The 16619-nt window shown below is 74.4% G+C and carries 10 protein-coding genes; 2 read left to right on the top strand and 8 right to left on the bottom strand.

Going from position 1 to position 16619, the window contains the following annotated elements:
• Positions 1-85 precede the first annotated feature (85 nt).
• Positions 86-577: a VOC family protein gene (locus tag EDD28_RS07385; protein ID WP_123739016.1), complete on the top strand. Its 492-nt coding sequence runs from the start codon at positions 86-88 to the stop codon at positions 575-577.
• Positions 574-972, top strand: a complete 399-nt coding sequence (locus tag EDD28_RS07380; RefSeq protein WP_123739015.1) for a VOC family protein — start codon at positions 574-576, stop codon at positions 970-972. The genes EDD28_RS07385 and EDD28_RS07380 overlap by 4 nt, the downstream gene beginning before the upstream one ends.
• A gap of 27 nt (positions 973-999) precedes the next feature.
• On the opposite strand, the gene EDD28_RS07375 is transcribed toward EDD28_RS07380, so the two are convergent.
• The 8 genes from EDD28_RS07375 to EDD28_RS07340 form a co-directional block, all read right to left on the bottom strand.
• Positions 1000-4326 carry a glycoside hydrolase family 2 TIM barrel-domain containing protein gene (locus EDD28_RS07375; RefSeq protein WP_123739014.1) on the bottom strand — a complete coding sequence of 1109 codons (3327 nt, stop codon included), beginning with the start codon at positions 4324-4326 and terminating at the stop codon, positions 1000-1002.
• A complete protein-coding gene (locus EDD28_RS07370) occupies positions 4323-6578 on the bottom strand; it encodes a glycoside hydrolase family 3 C-terminal domain-containing protein (RefSeq protein ID WP_123739013.1) in 2256 nt (751 codons plus the stop codon). The genes EDD28_RS07375 and EDD28_RS07370 overlap by 4 nt, the downstream gene beginning before the upstream one ends.
• An 84-nt stretch (positions 6579-6662) precedes the next feature.
• A complete protein-coding gene (locus tag EDD28_RS07365; protein WP_123739012.1) occupies positions 6663-8621 on the bottom strand; it encodes an alpha-galactosidase in 1959 nt (652 codons plus the stop codon).
• A 65-nt stretch (positions 8622-8686) separates the two neighbouring features.
• A complete protein-coding gene (locus EDD28_RS07360) occupies positions 8687-10129 on the bottom strand; it encodes a glucosidase family protein (RefSeq protein ID WP_123739011.1) in 1443 nt (480 codons plus the stop codon).
• Positions 10126-11070: a carbohydrate ABC transporter permease gene (locus EDD28_RS07355; protein ID WP_123739993.1), complete on the bottom strand. Its 945-nt coding sequence runs from the start codon at positions 11068-11070 to the stop codon at positions 10126-10128. Before EDD28_RS07355 ends, EDD28_RS07360 begins: the two co-directional genes overlap by 4 nt.
• A complete protein-coding gene (locus tag EDD28_RS07350; protein WP_123739010.1) occupies positions 11067-11984 on the bottom strand; it encodes a carbohydrate ABC transporter permease in 918 nt (305 codons plus the stop codon). The genes EDD28_RS07355 and EDD28_RS07350 overlap by 4 nt, the downstream gene beginning before the upstream one ends.
• 103 nt (positions 11985-12087) lie before the next feature.
• Complete coding sequence (locus EDD28_RS07345) at positions 12088-13479, bottom strand: ABC transporter substrate-binding protein (protein WP_123739009.1); 1392 nt, start codon at positions 13477-13479, stop codon at positions 12088-12090.
• A 59-nt stretch (positions 13480-13538) separates the two neighbouring features.
• Positions 13539-16568: an alpha-mannosidase gene (locus tag EDD28_RS07340; RefSeq protein ID WP_123739008.1), complete on the bottom strand. Its 3030-nt coding sequence runs from the start codon at positions 16566-16568 to the stop codon at positions 13539-13541.
• Positions 16569-16619 lie beyond the last annotated feature (51 nt).

Below are 16619 nucleotides of genomic sequence, written 5' to 3'. Positions count from 1 at the left end.
GGTTCGCCGACGGACCGGTGAGTTTGTCGGTGCCCTGCGGTCCAATGGGTGACAGCAGTTCCCACTGGTCCTCCCGGAGGTTCGAATGTCCCCCTTCACGACGTGTCTGTGGTTCGACGGCAACGCCGCCGAGGCCGCGGAGTTCTACGTGTCCGTGTTCGCCGACCTGCCCGGCGGCGCCCGGATCACCGGGACCGAGCACTACCCGGAGGGCGGGCACCTGCCGGCCGGGACCGTGCTCACGGTCAACTTCGAGATCGCCGGACAGAGGTTCCTCGCGCTCAACGGCGGGCCGGTCTTCAGCTTCTCGGAGGCGGTCTCGCTCCAGGTGCCGTGCCGGGACCAGGCCGAGATCGACCACTACTGGGCCGCGCTGCTCGCCGACGGCGGCCAGGAGTCCCAGTGCGGCTGGCTCAAGGACCGGTTCGGGTTCTCCTGGCAGGTGGTGCCGGACGGTCCGATCTTCCGCGCCGAGGACTCCCCCGAGACCAACGCACGGGTCAACACCGCGCTCATGGCGATGCGCAAGATCGACCTGGCCGCCCTCGACGCCGCGCGTCGCGGTGACGACGCATGACGGGCCTCACGCCGTACCTGACCCTGCCCGGTACCGCCCGCGCCGCCCTCGAGCGGTACCGGGAGGTGTTCGGCGGCGAGCTGGTGCTCGGCACGTTCGCCGAGATGGGCCGGACGGACGGCCCGGGCGGCGCGATCGGTCACGGCATGCTCCAGGGCCGGGTCACCCTGTTCGCCTCCGACGCCGGCGAGGGCGACGACGCGCCGACGCCGGTCGCCGGCGTGATGTTCGCACTGCTCGGCACGGCCCCGGCGCAGGAGCTGGAGTCCTGGTTCGCGGCGCTCGCGGAGGGCGGCCGTGTCGTCGACCCGCTCCAGCCACGACCGTGGGGCGACCACGACGGTCAGGTGGTCGACGCCTTCGGCGTCCACTGGCTCATCGGCTACCAGGGCTGAGCCCGGCCGGCGCCCCCGCGGCCGGGCTCAGCGCGGCGGCACCGCCGGGACCGCCGTCCACGACAGCCGCGTCGGGCCGGGCAGGTACCGGTGCGGCACCGACACCCCGGGGCCGCAGGTGGCGGAGCCGAGTCCGTCCTGACCCGCGTCCAGGTGGATCCACAGGGCGGACGGCACCGGCAGGTCGTGCGGGTGCGCGGCCCGGGCAATCTCGGCGTTGCTCCACGTCCGCGCCGTCAGGTCGAGCCGGCCGTGCGCCTGCACGGTGAGACCGCCGGTGACGTCGAACGCGGCCCAGCGCACCTCGCGACGGCAGCCGTTCTCCTGGGGGACGACGTAGCGCGTCGCCAGGCCGTCGACCGTCGTGCGCCAGCGGCCGACGCGCGCGGCCGCGCACGAGTCCGCGTACGACTCACCCGGCCCGAGCCCCAGGTACTCCACGGGGACGTCGCCCGGGGACGGCATCGGCAGCGCGAGGGTGTAGCCGAGCCGGGGAAGACCGCCGACCCACCGCCCCTCGGGAACGACGTCCAGGTCCAGTCGGACGCCCGGGCCGAGCGCCGTGTCCTGCGCACTCCACCGATACGTCACGTCGAAGCCCGACCGCGTCCCCGATCCGGCGACGCGCGACCGGACCAGCAGCGCGTCGTCCGTCCGGCGCACCTCGCGGACGCGCGAGCGCAGCCGGTCCAGCCCCGCGGCGGTCCACGCCGCGAGGTTCGACACGCTCTGTCCGCCGCCGACCGCGCGGTCGTTCTCGGTCGGCGGGCGCATCGCGTCGAACCCCGCGTGCGCCACGTCGAGGTCGCCGAGGGCGACGAGCGTCCCGCGGGCGTCGAACCGCGCCGGGCCGATCCGCAGGTCCCGCTCCACGACCACGACCGGAGCCCCGTCCGCCCGCGCCGGCGCGGGCTCGACCGGGTCGCCGGAGCGCACCCGGGCGACCGGGTGCCCCGGGGCGCCGACCGCCGCGGCGCGCGCCGGCTCCGGGGCAGCGACCGCCGCCGAACCCCGCCCGTCCAGACCCTCGACCGCCGCCGAACCCCGCCCGTCCGAACCGGGCAGCGTCCCGAGCGGCACCTGACCGAGACCGACGCGGTGGCCCTCCGGCGCCCAGGGCCGGGCCCCGACGCGGGCCTCGACCGTCACCCAGACCTCGGCGGCGCCGCTCAGTCGGCCGCCCGCGCCGATCCCCGCGTCAGCACCCGCGTCGATCGACGCGCCGCCACCTGCCTCGGCGCGCGCGTCGAATGCCGCGTCCCGCACGTCGAGCGCCGCGTCCCACGCCCGCGCGGGAAGGTCGACGACCGCACCGGCCCCCGGCGCGAGGACCGGGACGTCGAGCACGCCGTCCGCGACCCCGACGCCGTCGACCTCCGTCCGCCAGGTGATCTCGACCCCCGAGGTGTCGAGCACCTCCCACCGGTTGCGGACGCTGACGGCCGGGACGTCACGCTCCCCGGGACCGGTGACGTCGTCCGCCGAGCCCGGGCGCCGCCCGCGGTTCGCTGCCTCGATCCGGAGAGGCGCATTGACCGCGGCCAGCTCGACGAGCCCCGGCGACGGCGTGCGGTCGGGCAGCAGCAGCCCGTCGACGACGAACGACCCGTCGTGGATCTCCTCGCCGAAGTCGCCGCCGTAGGCGTAGCCGGTCTCGCCGCTCGCCGTCCGCGTCTCGATGCCGTGGTCGAACCACTCCCAGACGAACCCGCCCATGAGGCGGGGGTAGGTCTCGAGCACCCGCTCGTAGTCGGCGAGGCCACCCGGCCCGTTGCCCATCGCGTGGGCGTACTCGCACAGCACGAACGGTGCGCGGCGCCGGCGCTCGTCGGCGGCGAGGTCGTCGAGCTGTGGCTCCGCCCCCCGGCCGATCGCCTCCGTCTCCTCGACCGACGCGTACATCCGCGAGTACACGTCGACGACGTCGAGCACCTGGTCGGGCTCGTAGTGGATCGGCCGGTCGTCGCGCGAGCGCGCGTCCTCGGCCATCGCCGCGAGGTTGCGGCCCCGGCCGGCCTCGTTGCCGAGCGACCACAGGACGACGCTCGGGTGGTTCTTGTCCCGCTCGACCATCCGGGCCATCCGGTCGACCATCGCGTCGCGGAACCGGGGATCGTCCGTCGGGTTGCCGCGCCAGTCCTCGGTCTCGAAGCCGTGGGTCTCCAGGTCGCACTCGTCCATGACGTAGAGGCCGTGCTCGTCGCACAGGTCGAGGAACGCGGGGTGCGGCGGGTAGTGGCTGGTGCGGACGGCGTTGCAGTGGTGACGCTTCATCGCGAGGACGTCGGCCTCCATCACGTCGCGGGAGACCGCCCGCCCCTCGCGCGGGTCGAACTCGTGGCGGTTCACGCCGCGCAGGAGCACCCGCCGGCCGTTGACGGTGAAGACGCCGTCGACGACGGCGACGGTGCGGAACCCGACGCGCAGCGTCACGGTCTCCGTCGGCGTCACCACCTCGACGTCGTACAGCCGCGGCACCTCGGCCGACCAGGGCTCGACGGGGACGGTCACCGGCTCACCCGGACGCAGGCCGAGGCCCAGCTCCGGCACCCGGACGACGGCGTCGCCGCAGCTCGCCGCGCCGCCGCTCACCACGCCGCCGCTCACCACGCCGCCGCTCGCCACGCCGTCGCGGGCCTCAGCCCCGGCCGACCCAGCCCCGCCCGCGCTCGCGGGCGCCAGCTCGACGTCGACGCGGAGCGTGCCCTCCCCCGTCCGGTGGTCGTAGGAGGCCCGGACCCGGACGTCGCGCACGCCGCCGGCCGGCCGGTGGACGAGAGACACGGACCGGAACAGACCGGACAGCCACCACTGGTCCTGGTCCTCGAGGTAGGAGCCGGTCGACCACTGGTGGACGCGCACGCCGACGACGTTCTCCCCCACCCGCAGCACGTCGGTGACGTCGATCTCCGCCGGGAGGCGGGAGCCGGTCACCTCGCCGACCACCGTCCCGTTGACCGCGACGATCGCGCACGAGTCGACGCCCTCCAGCCGCAGGAGCCAGCGCCCGTCGCGGGCCAGGTCCGCGCCGGTCAGGACGACGACGCGGCGGTACTCCCCCGTCGGGTTCTCGTCCGGGACGGACGGCGGGTCCATCGGGAACGGGTAGCGGATGTTCGTGTAGATCGGCCGGCCGTACCCGTGGAGCTGCCAGTGCCCCGGCACCGGCATCTCGGCCCATCCCTCCCCCGCGTCACCGAGGTCGACCCCCGTGTCGGCCGACGGGAACCAGGCGAACGACCACGTCCCGTCCAGCGGGAGGACGGCGGCGTCGGTTCGGAACGTCGCGCGCGGGGCGACGACGCCGACGCACGACGGCACCAACGCCCCGTCGAGGCTCCCCGGCGCGCTCACGACACCACCGCCGAGCGGGCGACCACGGCGTCGCGCAGCTCGACGTCGGTCGGCTCGGGCCGGTCGGCCGGGCTCGCCGGCAGCGTCACCTCGACGGCGGCGCGCAGGTCCCGCGACGACGAGCCGAGCTCGACGACGTAGGAGCCCGCGTCACGGCGCCACAGGCCCCCGGCGACGTCCCAGTAGGCGAACGCCCGGGGCTCGAGCGTCACGACGACGCGCGCCGTCCCGCCCGGCGCCAGGCTCACCCGAGCGAAGTCGCGCAGCTCGCGGACCGGTCGGCGCACGGGGGTCACCGGCACCGCCTCGCCCGGCTCGCCGTCGAGGACGGGGACGCCGCCGCGTCGCCGGGGCGGCGCAACGTAGACCTGGACGACCTCGACGCCCGGCCGCTCCCCGACGTTGACCACCTCGCACGCGACCTCGACGACGCCGGCCTCGGCGTCGACGACACCGGCCGCGGCGTCGCGGTACTCGAACCGCGTGTAGGAGAGCCCGTGCCCGAACGGGTAGCCGACGGCGAGGCCCAGCTCGTCGTACCAGCGGTAGCCGACGAAGACGCCCTCGCCGTAGCGCGCGTGCCCCCGGTCGCCGGGGTAGGTAACGAAGGCCGGCGTGTCCTCCAGCCGGACCGGCCAGGTCTCGGCGAGCCGTCCGGACGGGTCCACGTCGCCCGCCAGCACCCGGGCGAGCGCCTCCCCGCCCGCCTGGCCGAGGAACGGGCAGTGCACGACGGCGGCCGCGCGGTCGCGCCACCCGCCGAGCCGCACGGCGGACCCGCCGTTCACGATCGCGACGACGGGCGTCCCGCTCGCGACGGCCGCGTCGAGCAGCTTCTCCTGGGCCGCCGGCAGGTCGAGGTGCGCACGGTCGTAGCCCTCGGACTCGGTGCCGTCGACCTGGCCGACGAGGACGAGCGCGACGTCGGCCGCGCGAACGGCGGCGAGCGCCTCCGCCTCGCGCGCCGCGTCGGGCGCCTCGGCGGTCATCGCGTACCCCTCCGCGTAGGTCACGTCGAACGAGCTCCGCAGCGCGTCGAGCACGCTGACCGGGGTCCGCGCGGGGTTGACCAGGGCCGAGCCGGCGCCCTGGATCCGGGGGGCGACGGCGAGCCGGCCGACGACCGCGAGCCGGCGCGGCGCGGTCAGCGGGAGGACGCCGTCGTTGCGCAGCAGGGTGATCGCGGCCTGTGCCGCCTCGGCGGCGAGCGCGTGGTGCGCCGCCACCATGTCCTCCGGCAGCGCGCCCGGACCGTCGGCCGGCTCGCCGTCGGCCGGCTGGTCACCGACTGCCGGTCCGGCTCCCGCCGCGCCCTCGGGCCCACCGGCCACCGTCCGGCCGTCCAGGCCCGGCGTCTCCGGGTCGACACCCCACCGGATGAGCCGCGTCATCGGCGCGGGGACGGCTCGCGCCACGAGCTCGAGCACGCGCCGGACGGAGCGGTCGAGGACCTCCTCGGAGATCCGACCGTCGCGGACGGCAGCGACGACCTTCGCGTCGGTCACGCCGTCACAGCCGGGCATCTCCAGGTCGAGGCCGGCGGCGAGCGCCGCGACCCGGTCGTGGACGGCGCCCCAGTCCGAGACGACGAGGCCGTCGTACCCCCACTCGCCCCGCAGCAGGTCGTCCAGCAGCCAGCCGTGCTGCGAGGCGTGCACGCCGTTGAGCCGGTTGTAGGAGCACATGACGGTCCACGGCCGCGCCCGCGTCACCACGCGCTCGAAGGCCGCGAGGTAGATCTCGCGCAGCGTCCGCTCGTCGACGTCAGAGGAGTACCAGTGCCGCCCCCACTCCTGGTTGTTGGCGGCGAAGTGCTTGAGCGAGGTCCCGACCCCGCGCGACTGCACCCCGGTGACGTAGGCCGCGGCCAGCTCGCCGGTGAGGACGGGGTCCTCGGACAGGTACTCGAAGTTGCGACCGCACAGCGGGGTCCGCTTGATGTTGACGCCGGGGCCGAGCAGGACGCCGACGCCGAGCGCGCGCGCCTCGGCCCCCAGCGCGGCACCGACCCGCTCGACCAGGTCGCGGTCCCACGTCGCCGCGAGCGCCGACTCGGTCGGGAAGCAGGTCGAGGGGACGGAGTCGCGCGCCGCGACCTCGCGGCGCACGCCGTGCGGGCCGTCGCTGAGCCACACGGACGGCACGTCGGCGTCGGGCACGGGCGTGGTCCGCCAGGAGTCGAGCCCGGACAGCAGGCTCGCCTTCTGCTCGAGCGTCAGGCGCGCCAGCAGGCGGTCGACGTCGTCGTTCATGGGTTCTCCCTCGGGGCTGGGTGGGGCTGGGTGGGCTGATGGCCAGCGGGCTGGGCGCCGGGCCGGTCGGGCCGGTCGGGACGTTCAGGGCGTGACGCGGTCGAGCCGGAGCAGCCAGGACCGGGCCGGGCCGTCCGCGGCGACCCCCAGCCCGTCGGCCATGAGGCTCGCGCCGGTGGCCCTCGTCCCGCCGACGCCGGGATCCTCGCCCGGCCCGAGCGCCGTGACGGCGTAGGTCGCGGCCGGGTCGAGACCGACGGGCCGGACGACGCGGCGCGCGGTCCCACCGTCGAGCCGGACGGCGACGAGGAGCACCGGCCCGGCGCCCCCGGCGTCGAGCTGGAACGCCGGGAAGCGCTCGCCCCCGCCGTCGCGCATCGGCTGGTCGGTCAGCGGGCGGACGACGCCGCCGGCGGCGATCAGCGGCAGGGCGTGCTCCCGGTGCGTCGCCACGTGCGCGGCCAGCCGGTCGCGGAGCTCGGGCGAGAGATCGGGCAGCCGGTAGGACACCGCGTGCCGGTGGAGCGCCACCGCGTGCAGGCCCAGGTCGAGCGTCGCGACGTCGAGCGTGGCCGGGTCGAGGTTCTGGCTGCCGTGGGAGCCGCGCCACTGCGACTCGGCGAAGTGGAAGATCGACGCGGCCGGCAGGAGCTGCGCCGCCCCCCACAGGAGCTGGAGGTGGAACTCGGTCCAGTCCGGGTCGGACAGGAACACGGTGTGGAAGCGGGCGGCCAGGCCGAGGTCGATCCGCAGGCCGCCGGACGAGCACGCCTCCCACAGCACCTCCGGGTGGGCGCAGCGCAGCTCGTCGAGCAGCGCGTACAGGCCGCGGTAGTGCTCGTACAGGCCGTCGCCGGCGTCGTGGCCGTGGTCGACGCGGGAGCAGCCGGCGCCGGGGTCGAGGTTGAAGTCCCACTTGATCCAGCGAGCGCCCGTCCGCGCGATCAGCCGCTCGACGACGCGCCGGACGTGCTCGCGCCCGGCGGGCGAGCCGAGGCAGACGTAGCCCAGCCAGGCGGGGTGGTCCGGGTCAGGCATCTCCTGCGGGGGCAGCACCCCGTCGCGCGCGAGCTGCCAGGCGGGACGCGAGGGAACGCCGCCCACCGGCGGGTCGTCGTCGCGGCGGGCGAGGATCTCCGGGTGCGCGAGGCCGACCCGGGCATCGACGCCGACGGCCTCGGCCTCGATCCAGACGCCGAGCTCGATGCCGCTCGCGCGCACCGACTCCGCGAGACCCGACAGGCCCGCCGGGAACCGCTCGGTGTTCTCGTCGTCCCAGTCGCCGCGCTCCCGCTCCCAGAACGTCCCGGCGTCCGGCCGGCCGAACCAGCCGGCGTCGCAGGTCGCGACGTCGAGGCCGAGCCGCGCGGCGATCCCCGCGTTCTCGACGAACCGGGCATGGTCGATCTCGGCGTCCTCGTAGGGCCACCAGTGGTTCCACGCCGTCGCCACCCGCTGGCTCCACGCCGATGTCGGCGCGACCCACCGCCCGACCGCCCGGGCCAGCGCGGCCCCGGCGTCGAACCGGTCGGTCCCGCGGGCGAGGATCACGTCGGGCGCGACGAAGGGCAGCTCCGCGCTGACCGCGCGGGCGAACTTCCACGGGCTGATGCCCGCCGTCACCGTGAGTCCGCCGTCACCCGTCGGTGTCACCGTCATCACCCAGTTGCCGCTCCAGGCCGGCGAGACGACCACGGCGCCGTGCTCGGGCGAGGTGAGGCACAGCCACGGGTGGACGATCTTGGAGCCGCGCCCCGCCCGCACCTCCAGGCGCAGCGGCTCCGACCCGACGGCCCGGCCCCGCGGGTAGAACTCGTCGCCCCAGTGCGAGGAGAACCAGTCGGCCCTCCACCGGCCAGGGGGCAGGGTCAGGCGCGCGGTCGGGACGTCGCTGACGGTCACCCGCGTCGGCGTCCCGTGCGGCACGCGGACGGTGAGCCGGCACCGCGCGACCGCGGCGTCGAGGCGCTCGGCCGTGCGCCGCTCGATGGTGCCGGCGACGGCGGTCTCGCCGAGGCCGAGACAGTGGTCGAGGTCGAGCATCGCGTCCTCCGGCGGTGGTCGGGTTGGGGTGAGGAAGGGGTCGGGTGTCGGGGGGTGAGGTCGCGTCAGCCGTTGACGACGGCGGTGACGACGACGGCGCGCGGCGCCCCGTCACGCAGGCCGGCGGGCAGCAGGGGCGCCGCCACGTCCACGGGCGTCCCGTCGACCACGAGGTCGACGAGACGATCACCCGTGCCGCGGACCTCGACGTCGAGCGTGGCGGACCCGTACCGCAGGCCGGACAGGCGCAGCCGGTCGATGCCGGCCGGCAGCCGCGGGGCGACGCGGATGCCGGCGGCCCCCGGGTGCAGCCCGAGCAGCGACTCGACGAGCACGCCGAGCAGCGCCGTCGCCGACCAGGTCTGGTCGGGCTCCGACGCCCACGCCCGGCCGATGCCGGGCAGGTAGTCGCCGCGCCACCCGGCGTCCGACTGCCACCCGCCGTCCGCCGCACCCGTCCGCGCGTTCTGCACCTCCGGGTAGGCGTGACCGCCGGCGGCGACGAGCCGCAGGAAGCCGTCGAGCTCCGCCCCGAACGCGTCGAGGTCGCCGGCGTGAGCGACCGCTTGGACCCACGCACCGGTGATCCACGGCCACACGACGGTGTTGTGCCGCCCCGGGTGGCGGTCGGAGAACAGCTGCAGGTGCGGCCAGACGGAGACGACGCCGAACGGCTCCCGGTGCGTCCGGGCGACGAGGTCGAGCGCGCGTGGCCCGCTGGCGTGGCCGGTGAGCAGCGCGAGGGCGAGACCGAGTGCCTCCTGCGAGGTGTCGAGGCGGGCGTCCGCGGGGTCATCGCCCCGGGGCACCAGCAGGTACCCGTAGGCCGTGCCCGTCCAGAACAGCTTCTCGACGGCCCGCATCAGGTCGGTGGCCATCGCCCGGTCGGCCGCACCGTCCCCGCCGAGGGCGTCGGCCATCGCGCCGAGGGCGCGGTAGGCGGCGGCGTGGACGAGGTTCGTGGAGAGGCAGAGGACGTCGTGGGCGCGGGGGTGGTCGAGCACGAACGACGACTCGTTGCCGGGCTCGACCACGTCCACCGGGTACCCGGAGATGCCGTCCGCCATGACGGCCGGCCCCCGGAACAGCCCGAACCGCGCCACGTACCGGCCGGCGCGGGCGATCGAGAGCGAGCGCCGGGCGACGCCCTCGGCCCACCCGAGGAACGCGCGGTCTCCGGTGAGCAGCGCGTGCCGGTGCGCCGCGACCACCCAGACGACGTGGTCCCACCACTGGTCGTCCTGGGCGACGACGGCGCCGTCCGGACCGTCCTCGCACACCATCCGCAGGGTCGCCTCCGCCACGTCGGGCGTGAGCCAGCTCGCGGCGAACCACGAGTTGACGGCCGCGTCGCGGGTCCACGGCTCGGCGTAGCCGCCGCCCGCACGCAGGAACCTCGCCGGCTCCTCCGGGCCGCGGCCGGGGACGGTGTTGACCTCGAGGAGGTTGCGCAGCGCGGCGGGGACGCAGCGCTCCAGTCGCTCCTCCCCCTCGAACCGGATGGTCATCCCTTCACCGATCCCGTCGCGCTCACGCCGGAGAGGAACTGCCGCTGGAACACCAGGAACAGGACGATCGGGATGATCGTCGCGATGAGCATCGCGGCCATCGCGAGGCTGAGGTCGGTGCTGCGCTCGGCCAGGCTGAGCGCGACGGACAGCGGCCGCTTCGCCGGGCTGGGCAGGGCGAGCAGCGGCCAGAGGAAGTCGCGCCACGACGCGATGAAGGTGAGCAGGGCCACGACGCCCATGATGGGGCGCGCGAGCGGCAGGACGATGTGCCACAGCACGCGGATCGGCCCGGTCCCGTCGATCTTCGCCGCCTCGAACAGCTCCGCCGGGATCGTCTGGAGGTACTGCTTGACGATGAGGACGTTGAACGCGCTCACCGCTCCGGGGAGCCACACCGCCCACCACGTGTCGATGATCTCGAGGTCGATGATCGTCAGGTAGAGCGGGACCAGCGAGATGATCCCGGGGATGAACAGCGTCGCCATGATGGCCGCGTCGAGGAAGGCCGCGTACCGCGGGCGCAGGATGGCGAGGACGTAGGCCGCCGTGAGCGTCACGAGCAGCATGAAGAACGTCGTGCCGATGGCGATGATGAACGTGTTCGCCGTGTAGAGGTTGATCTGGACCTTGTTCCACGCGTCGACGAGGTTCCCGGGGTGGAAGCCCTGGCCCCACAGCCCGAGCGGGTCGCGCAGCGTGTCCTGGGACGTCGACGTCGCCGCGACGACCAGCCAGAACAGGGGGTAGAGGCCGACCAGCACGAGGATCGCGAGGAAGAGGGCCTTCCACGACAGGACCGACGCGCGCGTGCCGGGGTGGCGCAGGTCGTTGGCGGAGATCAGCGTCCGCTCCTCGGCCTCGCCGGCACCGCGCCGTCGCCGCGGGGGTCGTGCCGCACCCGCGGCGCGACCGGTCGTCCCGTTCACCGGAGCGCTCATGACGCCCACCTCCTCGTGACGCGCAGATACACCCAGGACAGCAGCGCGAGCACGCCCGCGAGCAGGAGGCTCAGCGCCGACGCCACCCCGTAGTCACCCGCCTGGAACCGCCGGAAGACGAGCATGAGCAGCATGAGCGTCCGGTTCTCCGGACCGCCGCCGGTCAGCAGGTAGGGCTCGGTGAAGACCTGGAACACGCCGATGATCTGGAGCAGGAGCATGACCAGGAGCGTGCCGCGCAGCTGCGGCAGCATGATGTGCCAGACCTTGCGCGCGATGCCGCCCCCGTCGACCTCGGCGGCGTCGTACAGCTCGCGGTCGATCGTCACCATGGCGGCGAGATAGATGATGATCGTCGACCCGGCCCCGGCCCAGATGCCGGCGACGACGAGCGCGAGCATCGACCAGCGCGGGTCGATCAGCCAGCCGACCGGCCCGAGCCCGACCTTGCCGAGGAGCGTGTTGATGAGGCCCGTCTCGTCCGGGGCGTAGAAGCGACGCCAGAGGAGGATCGCGACGACCGGCGGGACGACGACCGGGAGGAACGCGAGGATCGAGCCGAGCTGGCGCGTCCGCCCGCGCATCTCCGAGATGGTCGCGGCGGCGAGCAGGGGGATCGGGAACCCGATGACGATCGCGATGAGCGCGTAGAGCGCGGTGTTCTGCAGTGCCTGCCAGAGCAGGGGGTCGCTGAACACGCGGTGGAAGTTGTCGAGACCGACCCACTGGGTCGTGATGAGGTTGGTCCGCTGGAACGCGAGGATGACGCCCCGCGTGATCGGCCACCAGCCGAAGACGGTGAACCCGATGATCATCGGGAGCGCGAGGACGAACGTCGTCAGCCCGCCGCCCCTGACCCACCGGACGATGGACGCCGCTGGCGTGCCGCGGCGCGGCGCGTCGGTCGTGGTCATCGTCGAGCCTCCTTTCCGTGTCGGGACGGGACCGGCCGGTCCCGGGTCGGGACCGGCCGTCCCGCGGCCCGGCGCAACCGCGCCGGACCGCGGGAGCGCGGCCTCAGTCGGGCAGCGCCGCCTCGACGGCGGGCATCGAGGTGTCCTGCGCGGTCTGCAGGAGCGCCGGGATGTCGGCGTCCTCGCGTCCGAGCACGGCCTGGATGACGGGCGCGAACGACTCGTAGATCTCGCCGGCGGCGTAGGGCGGCCCGCCGTGGATGGTCAGCGTGTCGGCCGAGTCGAGGTAGGTCTGGATCTGCGGCATCGGCACGTTGACGTACGGGTCGATCCACCCCATGAAGCTCGCCATGACCTCACCCGTGACGCGCGGCAGGCCGACCTCCGGCACGGGCAGGCCCTCGGCGTCGCGCGCGGTCGCCCACGCCACGGCGTTCTCCTCGCTCATGTACGGAGCGAAGTTGTGGAACTCCAGCCACCTCACGACGGCCTCGGCCTGCGCGTCCGTCGCGTCCGGGCGGACGATCGCGACGCGGCCACCGCCACCCGTGCCGAGACCGTCCGCCGTCTGCGGCATCGGGAACATCCCGTAGTCCTCCTTGGGCATGCCGCTGACGAGCGTCATGTTCTGGTAGGCGTCGCCGCCGCGGACGGCCATGCCGAGCTGCCCCGCCGCAAGCATGTTGTTGATGTCGCCGTCGGTGATGAGCGAGTTGACGCCCATCGAGCCGTCCTCCCAGCGCATGTCGTGCAGGAGCTGGAGGAGGTCCTGGATCGGCTGGGCGGTCAGGTCGAGGACCCACTCGCCGTCGACCTGCGTCATCATCTCGCCGCCGAAGGCCGGGAGCGCCGAGTCGAGGATCCACCCGGCGTAGCCCTCGGTCGCGGGGGTGGCGTACCCGACCTCGCCCGTCGCCTCGGTGATCGCCTTGGCGGCGGCCCGGACGTCGTCCCACGTCGCCAGCGGCTCGTCGGGGTCGAGGCCGGCCCGCTCGAACAGGTCGCGGTTGATCATGAGGCCCATCGAGTACGCGTACGTCGGCACCCCGTAGTACCGGCCGTCGGGGCCGAGGCCGAACTCCATCATCGCGTCGGGCACGTCGCGCAGCGTCGCGCTCGCCTGGACGACGTCGGTGAGGTCCTTGACCTGGCCGTTCGCGATCAGGCTGTTCATCTCCGACGGCGGGAGGTCGATCACCGTCGGCAGCGTGCCGCCGGCGAGCTGCGCCGAGAACGTCTGCGGGTCCCAGAGCGTCTCGACGGCGGTGATGTCGATGTCGGGGTTGGCCGCCCGGAAGGCGTCGAGGTCGGCCTCGAAGGCCGCGCGCTCCTCCGGCTTGGAGTTGTCCGGCAGGCCGGACACGGTGATCGTGACGCGGCCGTCGGCCGCACCGTCGCCCCCGTCCCCGCCGTCGCCGGAGCCGCAGGCGGCGAGGACGAGCGAGGTGGCCGCAACCGCGGCGGCAAGTGTCGTGACTCGTCTGAGGTGCTTCATCGGTTCCTCCTGGGTGTCATGGACGCGTCGGCCGCGTCGCACGGGTTCTCCTCCGCCCGTCAGCGGGCGTAGCGCAGGGTGACGATCTGGAACGGGCGCAGCTCGAGCTCCACCGCCCCGTCGACGACGGTGGCGGCCTCGCCGGTCGGCTCCTCGAGGAGGTCCGTCACCGCGACGCCGACGTGCTCGAAGTCGGCGCGAATGCTGGCCCGCGTCCGGCCGCCGTCGCTCTCGTAGAGCCGGACGACGACGTCGCCCGAGCGGTCCTCGGCGAGCTTGACCGTCTGCACGACGACGCCGCGCCCCGTCACGTCGAGCAGCGGGGCCACCGCGCGGGCGCCCGTGAGCCGGGTCGTCGGCAGGTTGACGTCCCAGGCGTGACGCAGCGCGTCCGCGCGGGTGGCGCCCGGCAGGATCCGGTAGCGCATCGTGTGCTCGCCCATGTCGCAGTCGGGGTCGGGGAACTTCGGACCGTGGATCACGGACGCCCGGATCGTGGTCGCGGCGGCCGAGCGCTCACCGGCCCAGGTGCGGCGCACGTCGTAGCCGTAGGTCGAGTCGTTGACGACGGCGACGCCGTAGCCCTCCTCGCCGACGTGCAGCCACCGGTGCGCGACGGTCTCGTACCTCGCCTCGTCCCAGGTCGTGTTGGTGTGGGTCGGCCGCACGACGTGCCCGAACTGCGTCTCCGAGGCCGCGGCGTCGGCCTTGACGTCGACCGGGACCGCGAGCTTGAGCAGGCGGCGGGCCTCGTGCCAGTCCACGTCGACCGTGACGTCGAGGTGACGGGCGCCGGCGGGCAGGCGCAGCGTGGCCGCGACGGTCGAGGAGCGGTAGGTGTGGCTCACGCGCACGGCGTCCGGCGCGAGGATCTCGACCGAGTCCGCGGCGCGCAGGTCCTCGACGGTGCGGCGGTACGCCGCGTCGATGTCCCACGCCTCGTACATGGTCGGCCGGTCGCCGTGCACCTGGAAGAGCAGCGCCGCCGCGCCGGCCGCGACGACCTCGCGGTCGGCGACGAGGTCCCGCAGCGACGTGACGAGACCGCGGGGGTCGACGACGACGCGGAGCAGGCCGTTGTCCAGGACCGTGCCGTCCGCGCCGGGGACGACGGACGTCGCGCCGGTCGCGCCCGAACCGGCGTCGTGAGCCCCGATCGCCATGGGAGCGACGGAGTCGAGCGCGAACGGCGTCGCGTTGGCGGCGAGCGCGAGGTCGCCCTCGCCGACGAGGGCGCGGACCGCGCCGTCGACGATCTCGGCGCACTCTGCGAGGACGCGCCCGTAGCCGGCCTCCGCCTCCCGGTGCACCCACGCGATCGACGACCCCGGAAGGATGTCGTGGAACTGCTGGAGCAGCACGACGTGCCAGATCCGCTCGAGGTCGTCGTAGGGGTAGGGCGCGCCCTCCCGGACGGCAGCCGTCGCGGCCCACAGCTCGGCGGCGTGGAGCGCGTGCTCGCTGCGCCGGTTGCCCTGCTTGGTCCGCACCTGCGACGTGTAGGTCCCGCGGTGCGTCTCGAGGTACATCTCGCCCGTCCAGGTCGACGGGTCGGGCAGCTCGGCCTCGGCCGCGGCGAAGAAGTCGCGCGGGTTGCCGAGCACGACCCGGGGCGAGCCCTCGAGGTCCGCCTGGCGCTCGGCGCGGGCCACCATCTCGCGCGTCGGGCCGCCGCCCCCGTCGCCGTACCCGAACGGGATGAGCGAGCGCGTGCCGTGACCGGCCTCCGAGTACTGGCGCTCGGCCTTGTCGAGGTCCTCGGCGTCGAGAGCCGAGACGTAGGAGTCGACGGGCGGGAAGTGCGTGAAGATGCGGCTGCCGTCGATCCCCTCCCAGGTGAAGGAGTGGTGCGGCATGACGTTGGTCTCGTTCCACGACAGCTTCTGCGTGAGGAACCAGCGGGCGCCGGCCGCGCGGGCGATCTGCGGCAGCGCGCCGGAGTAGCCGAACGAGTCCGGCAGCCACACCTCGGGGCAGGTGACGCCCAGCTCCTCGCGGAAGAACCGCTGCCCGGCGACGAACTGGCGCGCCATCGCCTCGGAGCCCGGCATGTTGGTGTCCGACTCGACCCACATCCCGCCGACCGGGATGAACCGGCCGTCGGCGACGGCCGCCCGGATGCGCTCCCACACCTGGGGGTAGTGGTCCTTCATCCAGCGGTACTGCTGCGCCGAGGACGCCGAGAAGGTCAGGTCCTCGTGCTCCTCCAGGAGCTCCAGGACGTTCGACCAGGTGCGGGCGCACTTGCGGATCGTCTCGCGCACCGGCCACAGCCAGGCGGAGTCGATGTGCGCGTGGCCCGTCGCGACGAGCGTGTGCGACGAGGCGCCCGCCGGGGAGGCGAGCACGGGGGCGAGCACCGCACGCCCGGCGCCGACGGTCCCGGGCAGGTCGTCGGGGTCGCACACGTCGATGGCGCGCGCGAGCGCGGCGACGATCGACGCGCGGCGCGGGCTGGTCTCGGGCAGCACGAGCGCGAGCTGCCACAGCACGTCGACGTCCGCGGCGAACGCCGCGACCTCGTGGTCGCGCACGGCCAGGTCGCACGAGCGGAAGACGTAGACGGGCGTCGGCGGACGGTGCTCCTTGGAGGTGTACGGGCTCTGCCGCCACGTGTTCCCCCACCGCTCGCCCTCCGCGCGGACGGCGGCGTCCGGGTTCGAGGCGGCCTCGATGTAGAGGTCGACGCGCTCCGTGCCGCGGTCGACCCGCAGGTAGCGGTTGTACGGCTCGATCGCCTTGACGATGGAGCCGTCCGGACGATACGCGAGCCCCTCCGCCTGGCCGCCCTCGTTCCACGTGTGGAAGCCGAGGTCGACCACGACCTCGAGGTCGCGCTCGCGCCAGGCCGCCGGGACCTCGCCCGTCACGTGGAACCACTCCGTGCTCCACGCGACGCCCCACGGGGATCCCATGACGAAGGGCTCGTACGTCGCCGCCCGGGCCTCGTCGAACGGGACGGGCTCGTCCGGCACGCGCCAGACGGACACGTCGAGCGCAATCCGTTCCGGATAGAGCGCCGGCGTGATCGTCTCCTCGACGAACCGGCTGATCCGCCCCTCGAAGCGGGTCTTCTCGTCAAAGCGCATGGGGCACCCCGTCATTGGCGTGGGCCAGGACCGGGCCGCGGCGACGGTGCC

The organism is Salana multivorans (assembly GCF_003751805.1).
In the GTDB taxonomy this organism is placed as follows: Bacteria; Actinomycetota; Actinomycetes; order Actinomycetales; family Beutenbergiaceae; genus Salana; species Salana multivorans.
The sequence above is the reverse complement of the archived record's forward strand: the minus strand, read 5'-3'. Positions and strand labels throughout refer to the sequence as shown.